This is a genomic window from Acinetobacter sp. Colony158, from assembly GCF_019264745.1.
GTDB lineage: Bacteria > Pseudomonadota > Gammaproteobacteria > Pseudomonadales > Moraxellaceae > Acinetobacter > Acinetobacter ursingii.
On record NZ_CP078523.1, the window covers coordinates 1,143,394 to 1,158,414 of the forward strand.

General features: G+C 42.0%; 13 protein-coding genes and 2 rRNA genes (1 of these 15 only partly in view). 9 read left to right on the forward strand and 6 right to left on the reverse strand.

Translation table 11 applies throughout. The annotated features are described in order from the left end of the window. Positions 1-16 precede the first annotated feature (16 nt). A complete protein-coding gene (locus JR005_RS04455) occupies positions 17-637 on the forward strand; it encodes a TetR/AcrR family transcriptional regulator (RefSeq protein WP_119686251.1) in 621 nt (206 codons plus the stop codon). Positions 638-729: 92 nt separating this feature from the next. Here JR005_RS04455 and rutD read toward each other — a convergent pair whose 3' ends face one another. The 3 genes from rutD to JR005_RS04470 all read right to left on the reverse strand — a co-directional run bounded on the left by rutD (position 730) and on the right by JR005_RS04470 (position 3,374). Beyond that, on the reverse strand, positions 730-1,521 hold the full coding sequence (gene rutD / locus JR005_RS04460) for a pyrimidine utilization protein D (protein WP_151731922.1): 792 nt from the start codon (positions 1,519-1,521) through the stop codon (positions 730-732). Between the two features lie 78 nt (positions 1,522-1,599). Beyond that, positions 1,600-2,181, reverse strand: coding sequence for a 5'-nucleosidase (locus JR005_RS04465; RefSeq protein ID WP_371863753.1), 582 nt, complete (start codon positions 2,179-2,181; stop codon positions 1,600-1,602). A gap of 53 nt (positions 2,182-2,234) precedes the next feature. Beyond that, positions 2,235-3,374 carry a TDT family transporter gene (locus JR005_RS04470; protein ID WP_218665626.1) on the reverse strand — a complete coding sequence of 380 codons (1,140 nt, stop codon included), beginning with the start codon at positions 3,372-3,374 and terminating at the stop codon, positions 2,235-2,237. A gap of 204 nt (positions 3,375-3,578) precedes the next feature. On the opposite strand from JR005_RS04470, the gene ribF reads away from it, so the two are divergent. From ribF to JR005_RS04495, 5 genes are all read left to right on the forward strand, one after another. Next, positions 3,579-4,580, forward strand: coding sequence for a riboflavin biosynthesis protein RibF (gene ribF, locus JR005_RS04475; protein ID WP_218665627.1), 1,002 nt, complete (start codon positions 3,579-3,581; stop codon positions 4,578-4,580). Between the two features lie 65 nt (positions 4,581-4,645). Next, on the forward strand, positions 4,646-7,483 hold the full coding sequence (ileS, locus tag JR005_RS04480) for an isoleucine--tRNA ligase (RefSeq protein WP_218665628.1): 2,838 nt from the start codon (positions 4,646-4,648) through the stop codon (positions 7,481-7,483). Next, positions 7,476-8,015, forward strand: coding sequence for a signal peptidase II (gene lspA, locus JR005_RS04485; RefSeq protein WP_119686257.1), 540 nt, complete (start codon positions 7,476-7,478; stop codon positions 8,013-8,015). Before ileS ends, lspA begins: the two co-directional genes overlap by 8 nt. Beyond that, on the forward strand, positions 8,008-8,490 hold the full coding sequence (locus JR005_RS04490; RefSeq protein WP_151721680.1) for an FKBP-type peptidyl-prolyl cis-trans isomerase: 483 nt from the start codon (positions 8,008-8,010) through the stop codon (positions 8,488-8,490). Before lspA ends, JR005_RS04490 begins: the two co-directional genes overlap by 8 nt. Positions 8,491-8,587: 97 nt before the next feature. Further along, positions 8,588-9,136, forward strand: coding sequence for an NADPH-dependent FMN reductase (locus tag JR005_RS04495; protein ID WP_151721681.1), 549 nt, complete (start codon positions 8,588-8,590; stop codon positions 9,134-9,136). Positions 9,137-9,349: 213 nt separating this feature from the next. On the opposite strand, the gene JR005_RS04500 is transcribed toward JR005_RS04495, so the two are convergent. Then, a complete protein-coding gene (locus JR005_RS04500) occupies positions 9,350-9,661 on the reverse strand; it encodes an ankyrin repeat domain-containing protein (RefSeq protein ID WP_151721682.1) in 312 nt (103 codons plus the stop codon). Positions 9,662-9,844: 183 nt separating this feature from the next. Here JR005_RS04500 and JR005_RS04505 point away from each other — a divergent pair, with 183 nt between their 5' ends. The 3 genes from JR005_RS04505 to JR005_RS04515 all read left to right on the forward strand — a co-directional run bounded on the left by JR005_RS04505 (position 9,845) and on the right by JR005_RS04515 (position 11,638). Further along, positions 9,845-10,807, forward strand: a complete 963-nt coding sequence (locus JR005_RS04505; protein ID WP_151825555.1) for a helix-turn-helix domain-containing protein — start codon at positions 9,845-9,847, stop codon at positions 10,805-10,807. 18 nt (positions 10,808-10,825) lie between these two features. Beyond that, complete coding sequence (locus tag JR005_RS04510; RefSeq protein ID WP_218665629.1) at positions 10,826-11,284, forward strand: hypothetical protein; 459 nt, start codon at positions 10,826-10,828, stop codon at positions 11,282-11,284. Positions 11,285-11,383: 99 nt separating this feature from the next. After that, a complete protein-coding gene (locus tag JR005_RS04515) occupies positions 11,384-11,638 on the forward strand; it encodes a hypothetical protein (protein WP_218665630.1) in 255 nt (84 codons plus the stop codon). A gap of 321 nt (positions 11,639-11,959) precedes the next feature. Here JR005_RS04515 and rrf read toward each other — a convergent pair. Further along, positions 11,960-12,074 (reverse strand): 5S ribosomal RNA (rrf, locus tag JR005_RS04520). 175 nt (positions 12,075-12,249) lie between these two features. After that, positions 12,250-15,021, reverse strand: a 23S ribosomal RNA gene (locus JR005_RS04525) (it continues 121 nt past the right edge of the window).

A 15,021-nucleotide genomic window follows, 5' to 3' on the forward strand; every position in this document is an offset into this window, starting at 1 on the left:
TAGACTAGTTATGCCAATGGAACAAAAAAAGAGTACGCAAAAACGAAATCAGTTGCTCAGTGCTGCACTGGATGTCTTTTCAACTTACGGTTTTAGCGGGGCAAGTCTGGATGAAATTGCTCAACTGGCAAATATGCATAAGTCCAATATTTTCTATTATTATGAAAATAAAGAAGCGCTGTATGTGGAAGTGCTGACCACGGTTTTACAAAAATGGCTGGCACCTTTACAAACACTGGAAGTCGAACTCGAACCGACAGAAGCACTGGCGCATTATTTGATCCAAAAAATAGAAGTATCACGGACTCAACCTAAAGCCTCTAAGCTTTTTGCTTTAGAGATTATTCAGGGTGCACCGCATATTTTGGAAATTTTAAAAGGGCCATTAAAAAAACTGTTTAAACGCAAGGCCAAAGTGATTCAAATATGGCAGGAACAAGGCAAGATTTCTGCCGACATTGATCCAGAATTATTGATTTTAAATATCTGGGCGGTCACTCAAAATTATGCTGACTTTAGTACCCAAATGGAAATGGTCACAGGCAAAACCCTGCGTAATCGTAGTATGCAGCAACGTGCCATTGAGCATACGGTACATATGATGCTTTACGGCGTATTGCCACGTCCTTCAGCTTGATCTTTATCGGTGCTAATCAGCTTTAGAAGATTAAAATTGATGGGACTCGTCACAGCGCATTTTGCTATGATCTGAATGGTGATAAAGATCGATCAAATCTGCTGTAAAAATCTTAAAATCCGCTGATTGACCAAAGCCGCTTGCGTTACCGTTGAAGCGTGCCCTCCCTCTGCCATCAAATAGAGTTCGGCTTGAGCTACTAATTTCCAGAGTTTTAAACTTTGATGATATGGCACTAACATATCATCTTGATTTGCAATCAAAAGAACGGGCCTTTGCGCAAGCTCAGTCAAATGCTGTGGTGTGATCTGAAAATGCATTAATGCTGAAATACGTCGTATAACATTTTGAATTGGTGGAAAATCTTTTTGCTGTTTTTGTTCTTGTTGCTCAATTTCAAGATGATACTGAGAAATCCAGCTTGGCGGATATAAAAATAAAGCCTGTGCAGCAATATACGCCGCAACTCCCGCATGTTCGAGTAAAGCCAAGCGGGTTTGGAAACATTTTAAAGTGTGTGGATCTAACGCTGCCCAACCATTAATCACAGTTAAACTTTGCATGTTTAATCCAGATGTACCAAGCAACTGTGTCAATTCCAACCCAATAAATCCGCCTATCGCATGACCAATAAAATGGAACTGGTGGATATTCAATTGCAGCAATAGATTTTTAATTTGCTCGGCTAAATCCAGAAAAGAATAAGTTTCTGACAATAAGGGACTATCAGCATGACAGCCGTCATGATCATAAATCAAAACATTATAAGTTTGCTGAAAAGCAGCAATCTGTGGCTGCCAAAACTGGCCGTGTCCACCCAGACCCGAAGAAAAAACCACGTATTCCTGACTGGCATTGAAAGCAGGATAAAGCTGATAGTTCATTTTAAACCATTTGGTCAAATTAAGTTATCAATCACCCAGCAAGATTTATGCCTTTTTCTTCAAACCTAATTCACTATTTTAGAAATGGCGCTGATATAAGGCCAGTAACTTTTGTGCGCCCAAAAGTAAATTGGCTTCCCAATCCAAATGCGCCGTATCATTGGCACCATCGCTAATGTATTTGACTGAAATGCAGCGAACACCTAATTTTTTACACACCTTGGCGATCGCATACGCTTCCATATCCACCAGATCACAGGTGAGCTTGGGTGCACCGGTTTCAAAAGAATCACCTGTACCACAAATGCCTTTTGGCAATTCTGAAAAAAAGGGTTCAAGCTCAATTGCAGCAGGAAAGTCCTGATCCAAAGGCGTAGTTCCAATCGCAAAGCCCAAAGGAGAAACGTCCATATCACGTTGCACCAACTGACTGACTTCAACCAATGTATGTGCATCAAACGTAGCACTGCCTGCACTCCCTAAATTCAACAGCACATCACAGCCCGTTTTTTGAATCACGTCAAATGCACTAAAGGCGGCATTGATTTTACCAATACCGCTATAGTGAACACGAATACCCGCCTGCTCAAATAGACCTTTGGATTCATCAGGAATTGCCATGATCAGCGCAACTTTCATGTTGTATTCTCTCCGTTTCATTACAGCGCATTTAAGCTGATCAATTCTGCATATACAACTTTATCTAAAAAGAATTAATGATTTTCCTGCTGCTGTTTCCAAATCTGTAAGCAAGGAGAAAAAAATAATTGTCCTGTATATGCCCCACGAATCGTTTTTAAAGTGACCAACACCCATAAACCCAATAACAACATCATTAAACCGTGGACAATCACCGTCAAACTACTCCATTGTAATTGTAACGCCAATTGTTGCAGTGCCAAGATGAACACTCCTAAAGGAAAGGTCAATCCCCACCAGCCCAAATTAAATGGAATGCCCTGTCGCAAATGATGCAAACTTGCAAAAATTGCAATGCCTAACCACCAAATACCGACTCCCATAAACACCAGAGCAATGAATAGACCGCTATGCTGCAAAAAAGGCCCAAGCAGTTGTAAATTATGCTGTTGCAAAACCTGTGGAGCAGCCTGTCCAAGTAACAACATTGCCAGTGCTCCCGTTCCAATCGGGCCAATCGATAACCAACTTGAAATCGCCAACTCTTTTTGAGGGATCTGATGTAAGGCCAAGCGTAAAACCAAAATGGCAAGAATTAAAAACGCAGGTAATACAGACATGCCCCAGAGAATGTAACTGCCCCATAAGATTGCAACAGCATTGGGTAAATGTGGCGCAACATTCAAAATTAAGCCCCCAGAACTTGCGGCAACTTCTGCGGCGACAATCGGTAATAGCCACATTGCAGTCATGCTCGGTAGTGTATGTTGCTGACGACTAAACATACAAAATGGCACAATCCATCCCACCAAAATCGCCAATAGCACATCCAGATACCAAAGTTTAAGCGCAATCATCACAGCCAATTCACCGAAAAGAGGCATGCCATAGCTCAAAAAACCATTGAGAACCGTGGCCAATGCCATGGGAATCGTACCCAGAAACAAACTCATGGTTGGATGACTCAAAATCTGCTTGGCTTCTTCAGGGTAAAAAAACCAGCGTGCCAGATACAGCACACTAAAAACAATGAACAATGCGCTATTGAATATCCATAACATCATGCCAAGACGATAAAATGAACTGGATGCAAAAGGAAAATGCGCCAAAATCAAGGCGACCACACCGGTACCCATGACCACCGCAAACCAATTTGGGGTAAATTCCCGAATCAATTTTTGCTTCAATTGCATTTGATCAAATAGAATATTCATCCAATTTATCTCATCGTCTGATAGAAGCATCATAATCAAAGTTTAAAATAAGAAAAATTGATTTATTTTTAATCTAATTATAAGTATTATTGATAATAAGAAAAAAGATCGTGCTTTTTGCCTGCATAAAAACGCAACAATAGCACCAAGCCCTCAGTTTATGGCAATATAGAGGACTTTCAAAAATTAGCTTCATTGACATCCATGAAACTGCTCCGCCTGAATGCCTTATCGCCAAATTTTAAGTTGCCTGCGACTGCGGTGACGATTGGCAACTTTGACGGTGTCCATTTGGGGCATCAGGCGATGATTGCACAACTCAAAAAAATTGCACAATCAAACGGCTTAAAAACGCTGGTGATGATCTTTGAGCCCCAACCCCTTGAATATTTTAAAGGCTTTGATGCGCCACCACGGATCAGTTCGCTTCGAGAAAAAGTCGAATATTTGACTGAATTAGGCGTGGACTATATTGCTATTGCCAAATTTGATGAACAATTTCGTGGTTTAAGCGCACAACAATTTGCAGATTTACTACATTTTAAACTCAATGCACAGCAACTGATTTTGGGCGATGATTTTCATTTTGGTAAAAACCGTCAAGGCAATAGCGCGTTTTTACGTGATTATGGCTTTCAAGTCACCAATTTAGACACCATTGAATACCATGGAGAACGGGTGAGTTCTACTCGTATTCGTCAGGTTTTGGCCGAAGGTAATTTAGCTCTGGCAGCACAGCTGTTGGGTCGTCCTTACAGCATTATAGGTCGAGTGCAATATGGCGATCAGATTGGTCGCACTATTAACTTCCCGACCATTAATGTGCGTTTAAATCGGCATAAACCGTGTTTAAGCGGTATTTATGGGGTAGATGTGGTCTGTGAAAGCAGGTCTCTACGCGATAAAGTGCAAAGTGATGATCCTACACAAAAAGGCATTGAGGGCTATCATCCCGACAGTTTATTTGGTGCAGGTCATGTCGGAACACGCCCTGCGATTCAACAGGAACATCCCGAATGGCGATTGGAAGTACATTTCCCGCAAGTTTCTGCTAATCTGTATGGCCTGTTAATGCGAGTGACGTTTCTAAACTTTTTGCATGGTGAACGAAACTATCCATCGCTGGACGCGCTGAAAGCTGGAATTGACCAAGATGTGGAAGATTTGCTTGAATTTCGAGAGCAACACCCACAATTCCCTTTTTAATCTTGAATTTTTTTGATGCTAAAACACGTCAGCTTTAACGCTGATCGAACTGGAAGACAACTTGCATGAGCGATAAGCAAACTCCTGAAAATGCCGTGGATTATAAAGCCACACTCAACCTGCCAGGCACCGAATTTGCCATGAAAGCCAATCTGGCTGTGCGCGAAGTCAAATGGTTAGAAGAGTGGTATGCCGACAACATTTATCAGAAGATTCGTGCAGCGCGTATTGGCAAGAAAAAATATGTTTTACATGATGGCCCTCCTTACGCGAACGGTCAGATCCACTTGGGTCATGCAGTCAATAAGGTCTTAAAGGACATTATTGTTAAAAGCCGTGTCATGGATGGTTTTGATGCGCCTTATGTACCGGGTTGGGACTGTCACGGTTTACCCATCGAACTCAAAGTCGAAGAAAAAGTCGGTAAGGTTGGTGTAAAGGTCGATGCTTCAACTTTCCGTAAAGCTTGCCGTGAATACGCCATGAGTCAGGTCGATTTACAGCGCAAAGACTTTATTCGTATGGGTGTGTTTGGTGATTGGCAAGATCCGTACCTGACCATGAATTTTAAACAAGAAGCGGATATCGTCCGTGCTCTAGGTGAAATTCAAAAAGCAGGTCATATCGAGCCAGGCTTAAAACCTGTCAATTGGTGTATCGATTGTGGTTCAGCACTGGCAGAAGCCGAAGTTGAATATGAAGATAAAAAGTCCGATGCAATTGATGTCGGTTTTGGTGTGGTTGATCTGGATGATCTTGGTCAGCGCGTAGGTGTTGCAGTCACTGCACCAACCGATATCGTGATCTGGACGACAACGCCATGGACATTACCTGCCAACCAAGCGGTTGCATTACATGCCGAAATTGACTATCAATTGGTACAGGTACAAAGTGACCGCGGTACTCAGAACTTTATCTTAGCCAAAGATCTGGTTGAATCTGCGATTGCCCGTTATAAACTAGAAAATCCTGTTGTTTTGGCAGATTTCAAAGGTGCCTTGCTTGAACATCTGAGCTTACAGCATCCCCTGTTGGCTGATCGTCAAGTGCCTGTGATTTTAGGTGAACACGTCATTGCGACCAGTGGTACGGGTGCTGTACATACCGCGCCGGGTCATGGTGCAGACGACTATAAAGTGGGTCTGATCTATAACCTGAAAGTGGATAATCCTGTCGGTGGCAATGGCGTGTATTTACCGACTGCGCCCATTTTTTCAGGCGAACATATCTATAAAGCCAATCCGCAAATTATTGAAGCATTAGGCGCTGTAGGCCGTTTATGGGCGCATCAACCGATCGTACACAGCTATCCACATTGTTGGCGTCACAAAACTCCAATTATCTTCCGTGCCACACCGCAATGGTTTATCAGCATGGATGCCAAGGGTTTACGTGAATGTGCCTTAAATGCGATTGAAAATGACATCAGCTTCGTGCCTGACTGGGGTAAAAACCGAATTGAGTCGATGATCGAAGGTCGTCCAGACTGGTGTATCTCACGTCAACGAACTTGGGGTGTTCCAATTCCGTTCTTTGTGCACAAAGATACACATGAACTGCATCCACGTACGGCTGAACTAATCGAAGAAGTAGCGGAGTTGATTGAGAAAGAAGGCATTGATGCTTGGTTCAATCGTGAAGCCAAAGACTTTATCGGTGCAGATGCCGAACACTACAATGCGGTACGTGATACGCTCGATGTCTGGTTCGATTCGGGTACAACCCACTATGCTGTACTGCGTCAACGCGAAGAACTCACCGATTCTGCCGATTTATATTTAGAAGGGTCAGATCAACATCGTGGCTGGTTCCAGTCATCTTTATTGACTTCGATTGCTATCAACGAACGCGCGCCATATAAAGGTCTACTCACACACGGTTTCGTGGTCGATGAAAAAGGTCGCAAAATGTCGAAGTCTTTGGGCAATATCATCACGCCACAAGACATCATCAAAGACATGGGTGCCGATGGTCTTCGTTTCTGGATTGCTTCGAGCGACTATCGTTATGAAATGACTGCGGGTAAAGAAATTTTCAGTCGTGCATCAGATGGTTATCGTCGTATCCGTAATACCTTGCGTTTCTTGTTGGCCAACCTCAATGGCTTTAAACCATCAACCGATGCCCTGCCAGTTGATCAATTAATCGCACTGGATCAATACATCCTGCAACGTGCTGCGGAAGTTCAGAAAACGGTTCAACAAGCCTATGAAGATATGAACTTCCATATTGTATGTAGCGCTTTGACCAATTTCTGTATCAATGACTTGGGTGGTTTTTATCTCGACATTATTAAAGATCGTCAGTACACCACCAAAGCGGATTCACAGGCGCGTCATTCTGCACAAACTGCGCTGTATCACTTAGTTCAAGCCTTTGTTCGCTGGATGGCACCAATCTTGAGCTTTACTGCACAAGAAGCTTGGCCATTGATTCCAGAGCAAACCGAACAATATGTGTTTACGGCTGAATGGTATGATTTACCTGTGGCATCCACAGCAAATCTGATTTCTGAAGCCGATTGGCAAACCTTGATTCAGGTTAAATCTGCCGTCAACAAGCAGATTGAAGCAGCACGTAATGCCAAGCTGGTCGGAAGTAATTTGTCTGCCAAAGTTGAGATTTGGGCCAAAGATGAACTGCAAACAGTATTGAACCAATTAGGTGATGAATTACGTTTTGTTCTCATTACGTCTCAAGTCAATGTCTATCCATTCGCTGAACAAGGCGAAGCGACCGAGATGGATGGCTTACGAGTTCAAATTTCGGCAGCAGAAGGTGAAAAATGTGTGCGTTGCTGGCATGTATTGCCCGATGTGAATACCCATACTGATCATCCGGGTTTATGTGGTCGTTGTATCGTAAACGTCGCAGGTCGTGGCGAAGTGAGAAAATATGCCTAAGACCCAAACAAAACAAGGCTTATTCCAGTTTTATCCGCATAATCTGATTTGGCTTGGACTGGCTGTCCTTGCCATCATTTTAGATCAATGGACCAAATGGATCGCCAGTACTCATCTGAATTATGCAGATCCAGTGCCTGTCTTACCATTTTTAAACTGGACGCTGTTGCATAACTATGGCGCAGCATTCAGTTTTCTATCGGATGCAGGCGGTTGGCAGCACTATTTATTTACAGGGCTAGCAGGTATTGTCTCGATTATTTTTGTGTTTTGGCTGATGCGTATGCCTAAACACAATATCATTTTGCCTGCGGCCATTGCTCTGATTCTAGGCGGTGCTTTAGGCAATTTAATTGATCGCATGACTTTGGGTTATGTGGTCGATTTTATTCATGTCTACTATAAAGACCACCATTTTCCTGCATTCAATATTGCCGACAGTGCCATTACGCTAGGAACCATCCTCTTGTTAATTGATACTTTTTTTCTTGAAAAGAAACGTATCCAACGTGCAGAAGTGAAACATGACTGAAATTATTCAACCAAATGAAGAAATTCGTATTCAAGAAGGCGCTCAGGTCGAGTTACATTTTTCTGTAGCGCTGGAAAATGGCGTCGAGATTGATAACACGCGTAGTCGCGAACAGCCAGTCAGCTTAATCATTGGCGATGGTAATTTATTGCCTGGTTTTGAAAAAGCTTTATTTGGTTTACGCGCAGGTGACCGTCGTACCGTGCATTTGCCACCAGAAGATGCTTTTGGTCCGTGGAACCCTGAAAATGTTCAAAAGTTTGATACAGTTAAATTTGAACAGCGTCCTATCATCGGTCATATGATCGAATTTGAAGATAAAGCCAAAGCATCATTATTTGGTGTCGTGGCATCAGTCAATGATGATATTACTGAAGTGGATTTTAATCATCCGCTTGCAGGTAAAAATATTAGCTTTGAAGTTGAAATCTTTAAAGTCACCCCTGCTGGTCAGCAAGGCGTGAAATTAATGTAATACAAAAGCTCTCATCCGAGAGCTTTTTTTACACTTAAAAAACAGTATAAGATGGTCAAAACCAAAATAGCATATCAATAAAATACAGGATCATCACATGCGCATTTATATTATTGTTGGAAGTATCCGTGAGGGACGTACTGCGATCAAAGTCGCAAATTGGGTAAACTATAGTCTTTCGAGTCAACCAAATACAGATCTCCAAGCTGAAATTATCGATTTAAAACAATGGGATTTACCACTTTTCGCAGGCAGCCATCCACCTGCTACGGGTATTTACGACCAACCCAAACAACAAGAGTGGGCAGATAAAATTGGTCGGGCAGATGCCTTTATTTTTATTAGCCCTGAATACAATCACGGTTATAGCCCTGCGCTTAAAAATGCATTGGATTATTTGGGCAAAGAATGGAGTGGAAAACCAGCCTCATTTATTAGCTACGGGGTGACCTATGGTTCAAATTCGGTTGGACAAATTCGCCAAGTCACCTCAAGTTTGAATATGATCGATCCGAATGCAGTGATTGAAATTCGAGATATCTTCAAACGTAATAAAGATGAAACCTTTCAAGCCAATGAATTTGAAGAAAAAGCATTAACCGATTTGGTACAGAAACTCAAAAAATACCAAAAAAATTCTGTGTAAGCTAAAACTTACATATATCGTCGTTATTGACGAATTGGTGTGTCAATAGATTTCATCTATTCTATAAAACATACAGAGACAGGAAGTCTCATTGAAAATAATAAGATGCATAGGATGCGGTCATAGATAGGATATTTGTGGCACTATAAACGGAATATAAAGAAGCCCTGTCAGGATGATGGGGCTTCTTTTTATCTATTACTTATATACGATTTACAGACTTCTTAAATATTCAACCACATCGGTATTTTTTGCCATTTCAGCAAGCTGTAGCGCAGTATATTCGCCTTTATATGCAACATTTGCACCTTGACTCACTAACACCTTCACTACGGCCAAATGATCATTCTCAGCGGCTGCCTGTAACGCACTATAGCCCTCATCATCAGTCTGATTGGGATCAGTTCCTTCTGCCAATAATTGTTCGACTTGTTCCACATCACCAAGAGATGCCCAGTATACAAGTTCAGGAAGATGTAGCTCTTCATCATCTTCAGGGAGTGGAGAGAAAGAATTGAGTTTCATAACAGAGACCTATCTTTTTTAATTAAGATAAACTTTTTCATATAATTTTGCTATTTCTTTAACGTTATTAGGCTCTATATAAAGCGAATCTATTTTCTCTAATTCCCCCTAAACAATTTTGTTGATTTTAAAATTTAGTAAATATACTATTATTTTTAGTAAATTTTAAAATCAGGACAGCTTATGGACAGCCAAGCACTGATTGAATTAGCAATCAAACATCTCTCATGTACACAAAAAGAGCTTGCTCATCATTTGGGAGTATCGCCCACTCAAATCAGTAAATGGAAAAAAGGAGAATACATTTCTTTTGAAATGCAGGAGAAGTTTAAAATTTTATTAAATATTGATGATTTACACCCAGAATTTATTCTTATGGCTGGTTCCTTAGAGAATGCAAAAAAATGGGATCATCTTATCCATATCTTAGCAAATCTGGCCTATGGTGCTGCTGAAACTGGTTATGATACAGCGCCTTTACAAGATGAGTTACAACTTTTAAGTTGGCATACATTTCATACACTGAAACAGGTAGGACTTACTCATCCTTTCTCTTTCCCTACAGAACTAGATATAGACTATGAAAATTCAGATGAGGAAGCATATGAAATATTCATGGGAAATATAGAAAACCATCCTATTTCTCATTTAATTTGGAATATATTTTTAGCTCTAAATGATGTTTACGGTTTTTATGCTGCTTATATCGCAGAAATTATTGATGATGAAAGTTTAGATTTATTTGAGACAGATGCAGTCAATATCGAACCTTGTTTAATGGAATTAGCCGCATGTAAAATTGATATTTCAGCAGAAATAGCTCCTAATTTTAATGACTTTAGATATGAAACTTTAGAAAACTATAAGAAATGGCTCAATATTGTTAAAGACAATGCCTTTCGTGCAAATATTCCGCTTAGAGCAGAACTATTAAATCTTATTTATGATTCTCAAGAAGAGATTAGTTATGAAGCTGAAGCAGAAAGTCTAGGAGTCAATGAAAGACGCATCCATCCTGATATTTATATGAATGAACTATTAATCGGAATGCGCACAATACATCAGATTTTACCAGTTATTATGAAAAAGTTAGAAATTTACGATGAATTTAAATTGGATCCATCAGATTTTAAGCTTGGCAATTGAACAGTAAGGTATAAAATTATGAAACAACATCAATCTGAAATAGAAAAAACAATTCAAACATTAAAAGATGAGCTTTATTTAACACGTTATAGCCTTTTAAGTCTGATCGCAGAACCCTATCATAAAATACTAACCAGTTATTATTTACCGACTAAACAAGAAAGGTATCAATGGCTTAATGAAGCAATTCAAGAAATTCTAGATCTTACTCAACCCATTGAAAAGTACAAAGATTCATATAGTCCAAGAGCTTATTGCCCTTTATGCAAACAAGAAAGCTCTTCATGGTATGGTGAATCAGGCTTTACTTTTCCAGAAGGTTTACGCCGACATTTAGTTGGTTATGGGCGCACACATCAATGTGTTGTCACAGGGACAGCTTACAAGTTGGCACTAAATTATTGGCATGAGCAATTTGCAGAAATCGAAAAGCAAGAATGGATAGATAAAGATGAAAAACTAAAACAGAGAAAGTAAGTTGAAATATTATATAAAATCTCACCTTATGATGAGGGGCATCTTATTGATGAGTCTCTGTGGCATGAAACTAGAAATTCACAACAACTTACATGGGCTATGGAACGCTTAAATTATTTAGGTTTCACTGAACATAAAGAAAAAAATACAATTTCATGGATAGATGAGTATGAGAATTGGATTGTTTATGCGGATATTAGACAAAATGGGCGTATAGAATTTAGTGTATGGAAAAAACCTATATGCAAAAAGAAACCCATAAATGCTTACAAACATCATATTAATAAATTCCATTTACTCGATATATGGAAAAATGATTTAAAATTAAAATATAGTTCAAGATTACCTAAATAATAGAATTCAGGACTTAAATAACTGCACTAAATCAGAATTTAGTTATCAACAGATTTATTGAAAATTCACCTTAATTCTTCGGTTCTGTATTTAACTTTTTAAATAATATTTTCATTAATTAGGGCAAGCTAGATTTAAAAGAATCTAATCTATGTAACTTGTATTATTTTCTATATCCCGATGATATTCCATACTTTAACCAAGCTATCGTTCAGGAATTAACAACCAGTTACTTTCTTTGATTTTCTATATATTGCATCTATTTTATTTATAAAAAAAACACCCCCTCTGCATAAGCGGAGGGGGTGTCTTAGATTTAAAAGCTGGCGATGACTTACTCTCACATGGCTAACGCCACACTACCATCAGCGCGAAGAGGTTTCACTTCTGAGTTCGGGAAGGGATCAGGTGGTTCACTCTTGCTATTGTCGCCAGCAAACTGTTGTGGTGCTTTGGGGTCTTATTCACATTACTTAATAATGTATGCCTTACTTACGAACCAAAGAGTTATTAACGGATTGGAAATTGAGTCGGTATTGTAACTAGTTTATTGACTAAATCAAGTTTTCGTATCGAATTTATCTTGAATACAACAACTGTTTGGGTGTTGTATAGTCAAGCCTCACGAGCAATTAGTATTGGTCAGCTTCACATATCACTATGCTTCCACATCCAACCTATCAACGTCCTAGTCTTGAACGGCTCTTTAGGTGACATATAGTCACAGGGAAATCTTATCTTGAGGTAGGCTTCCCGCTTAGATGCTTTCAGCGGTTATCCCTTCCGAACATAGCTACCCGGCGATGCGACTGGCGTCACAACCGGTACACCAGAGGTTCGTCCACTCTGGTCCTCTCGTACTAGGAGCAGATCCTCTCAAATTTCCAGCGCCCACGGTAGATAGGGACCGAACTGTCTCACGACGTTCTAAACCCAGCTCGCGTACCTCTTTAAATGGCGAACAGCCATACCCTTGGGACCTGCTTCAGCCCCAGGATGAGATGAGCCGACATCGAGGTGCCAAACACCGCCGTCGATATGAACTCTTGGGCGGTATCAGCCTGTTATCCCCAGAGTACCTTTTATCCGTTGAGCGATGGCCCTTCCATACAGAACCACCGGATCACTAAGACCTACTTTCGTACCTGCTCGACTTGTGGGTCTCGCAGTTAAGCGCGCTTTTGCCTTTATACTCTACGCGTGATTTCCGACCACGCTGAGCGCACCTTCGTACTCCTCCGTTACTCTTTAGGAGGAGACCGCCCCAGTCAAACTACCCACCAGACATGGTCCTCGCCCCGGATTACGGGGCAGAGTTAGAACCTCAACATTACCAGGGTGGTATTTCAAGGATGGCTCCAATGCAACTGGCGTCACATCTTCATAGCCTCCCACCTATCCTACACAAGTAAGGTCAAAGTTCAATGTCAAGCTGCAGTAAAGGTTCACGGGGTCTTTCCGTCTAGCCGCGGGTACACTGCATCTTCACAGCGATTTCGATTTCACTGAGCCTCTGCTGGAGACAGCGCCGCCATCATTATGCCATTCGTGCAGGTCGGAACTTACCCGACAAGGAATTTCGCTACCTTAGGACCGTTATAGTTACGGCCGCCGTTTACTGGGGCTTCGATCAAGAGCTTCGCTTACGCTAACCCCATCAATTAACCTTCCAGCACCGGGCAGGCATCACACCCTATACGTCCACTTTCGTGTTTGCAGAGTGCTATGTTTTTAATAAACAGTTGCAGCGGCCTGGTTTCTGCGGCTGCCAAGCGCTCAGGGAGCAAGTCCCATCACCCTCAGCAGCGTACCTTCTCCCGAAGTTACGGTACCATTTTGCCTAGTTCCTTCAGCAGAGTTCTCTCAAGCGCCTTGGTCTACTCGACCTGACCACCTGTGTCGGTTTCGGGTACGATTCCTGTGTAACTGTAGCTTAGAGACTTTTCTTGGAAGTATGGTATCAGCCACTTCACTGTACAAGTACAGCTTGATATCGACTCTCAGCATAGAGCACCCCGGATTTGCCTAAGATGCATGCCTACTGTCTTCCACCTGGACTACCAACGCCAGGCTGACTTAACCTTCTCCGTCCTCTCATCGCATTACACAGAAGTATGGGAATATTAACCCATTTCCCATCGACTACGCCTTTCGGCCTCGCCTTAGGGGTCGACTCACCCAGCCCCGATTAACGTTGGACTGGAACCCTTGGTCTTTCGGCGAACGGGTTTTTCACCCGTTTTGTCGTTACTCACGTCAGCATTCGCACTTCTGATACCTCCAGCATACTTCTCAATACACCTTCATCGGCTTACAGAACGCTCCCCTACCACGTAACTTAAAGTTACATCCGCAGCTTCGGCACATAGTTTTAGCCCCGTTACATCTTCCGCGCAGGCCGACTCGACTAGTGAGCTATTACGCTTTCTTTAAAGGGTGGCTGCTTCTAAGCCAACCTCCTAGCTGTCTATGCCTTCCCACATCGTTTCCCACTTAACTATGATTTTGGGGCCTTAGCTGGCGGTCTGGATTGTTTTCCTCTTGACTACGGACGTTAGCACCCGCAGTCTGTCTCCCGGATAGTACTCATAGGTATTCGGAGTTTGCATCGGTTTGGTAAGTCGGGATGACCCCCTAGCCGAAACAGTGCTCTACCCCCTATGGTATTCGTCCGAGGCGCTACCTAAATAGCTTTCGGGGAGAACCAGCTATCACCAGGCTTGATTAGCCTTTCACCCCTATCCACAAGTCATCCCCTGGCTTTTCAACGACAGTGGGTTCGGTCCTCCAGTTAGTGTTACCCAACCTTCAACCTGCTCATGGATAGATCGCCTGGTTTCGGGTCTACACCCAGCAACTATACGCCCTATTAAGACTCGATTTCTCTACGGCTCCCCTATGCGGTTAACCTTGCTACTGAATGTAAGTCGCTGACCCATTATACAAAAGGTACGCAGTCACCGAACAAGTCGGCTCCCACTGCTTGTATGCATGCGGTTTCAGGATCTATTTCACTCCCCTCACAGGGGTTCTTTTCGCCTTTCCCTCACGGTACTGGTTCACTATCGGTCAGTCAGGAGTATTTAGCCTTGGAGGATGGTCCCCCCATATTCAGACAAGGTTTCACGTGCCTCGCCCTACTCGTCATCATGATGTGTGCCCTTTCGTGTACGGGACTATCACCCTCTACGGTCGCACTTCCCAGAGCGTTCCGCTAAAACACACATCACTTAATGGGCTGATCCCCGTTCGCTCGCCGCTACTAAGGGAATCTCAATTGATTTCTTTTCCTAAGGGTACTGAGATGTTTCACTTCCCCTCGTTCGCTTCAATAACCTATGTATTCAGCTATTGATACCTACCTTATAGTAGGTGGGTTCCCC

What these genes read in the sequence shown, in the direction of transcription:
- JR005_RS04455 (WP_119686251.1), top strand. Translation starts at nt 17, where the DNA reads ATGGAACAAAAAAAGAGTACGCAAAAACGAAATCAGTTGCTCAGTGCT.
- rutD (WP_151731922.1), bottom strand. Translation starts at nt 1,521, where the DNA reads ATGAACTATCAGCTTTATCCTGCTTTCAATGCCAGTCAGGAATACGTG.
- JR005_RS04465 (WP_371863753.1), bottom strand. Translation starts at nt 2,181, where the DNA reads ATGAAACGGAGAGAATACAACATGAAAGTTGCGCTGATCATGGCAATT.
- JR005_RS04470 (WP_218665626.1), bottom strand. Translation starts at nt 3,374, where the DNA reads ATGAATATTCTATTTGATCAAATGCAATTGAAGCAAAAATTGATTCGG.
- ribF (WP_218665627.1), top strand. Translation starts at nt 3,579, where the DNA reads ATGAAACTGCTCCGCCTGAATGCCTTATCGCCAAATTTTAAGTTGCCT.
- ileS (WP_218665628.1), top strand. Translation starts at nt 4,646, where the DNA reads ATGAGCGATAAGCAAACTCCTGAAAATGCCGTGGATTATAAAGCCACA.
- lspA (WP_119686257.1), top strand. Translation starts at nt 7,476, where the DNA reads ATGCCTAAGACCCAAACAAAACAAGGCTTATTCCAGTTTTATCCGCAT.
- JR005_RS04490 (WP_151721680.1), top strand. Translation starts at nt 8,008, where the DNA reads ATGACTGAAATTATTCAACCAAATGAAGAAATTCGTATTCAAGAAGGC.
- JR005_RS04495 (WP_151721681.1), top strand. Translation starts at nt 8,588, where the DNA reads ATGCGCATTTATATTATTGTTGGAAGTATCCGTGAGGGACGTACTGCG.
- JR005_RS04500 (WP_151721682.1), bottom strand. Translation starts at nt 9,661, where the DNA reads ATGAAACTCAATTCTTTCTCTCCACTCCCTGAAGATGATGAAGAGCTA.
- JR005_RS04505 (WP_151825555.1), top strand. Translation starts at nt 9,845, where the DNA reads ATGGACAGCCAAGCACTGATTGAATTAGCAATCAAACATCTCTCATGT.
- JR005_RS04510 (WP_218665629.1), top strand. Translation starts at nt 10,826, where the DNA reads ATGAAACAACATCAATCTGAAATAGAAAAAACAATTCAAACATTAAAA.
- JR005_RS04515 (WP_218665630.1), top strand. Translation starts at nt 11,384, where the DNA reads ATGGAACGCTTAAATTATTTAGGTTTCACTGAACATAAAGAAAAAAAT.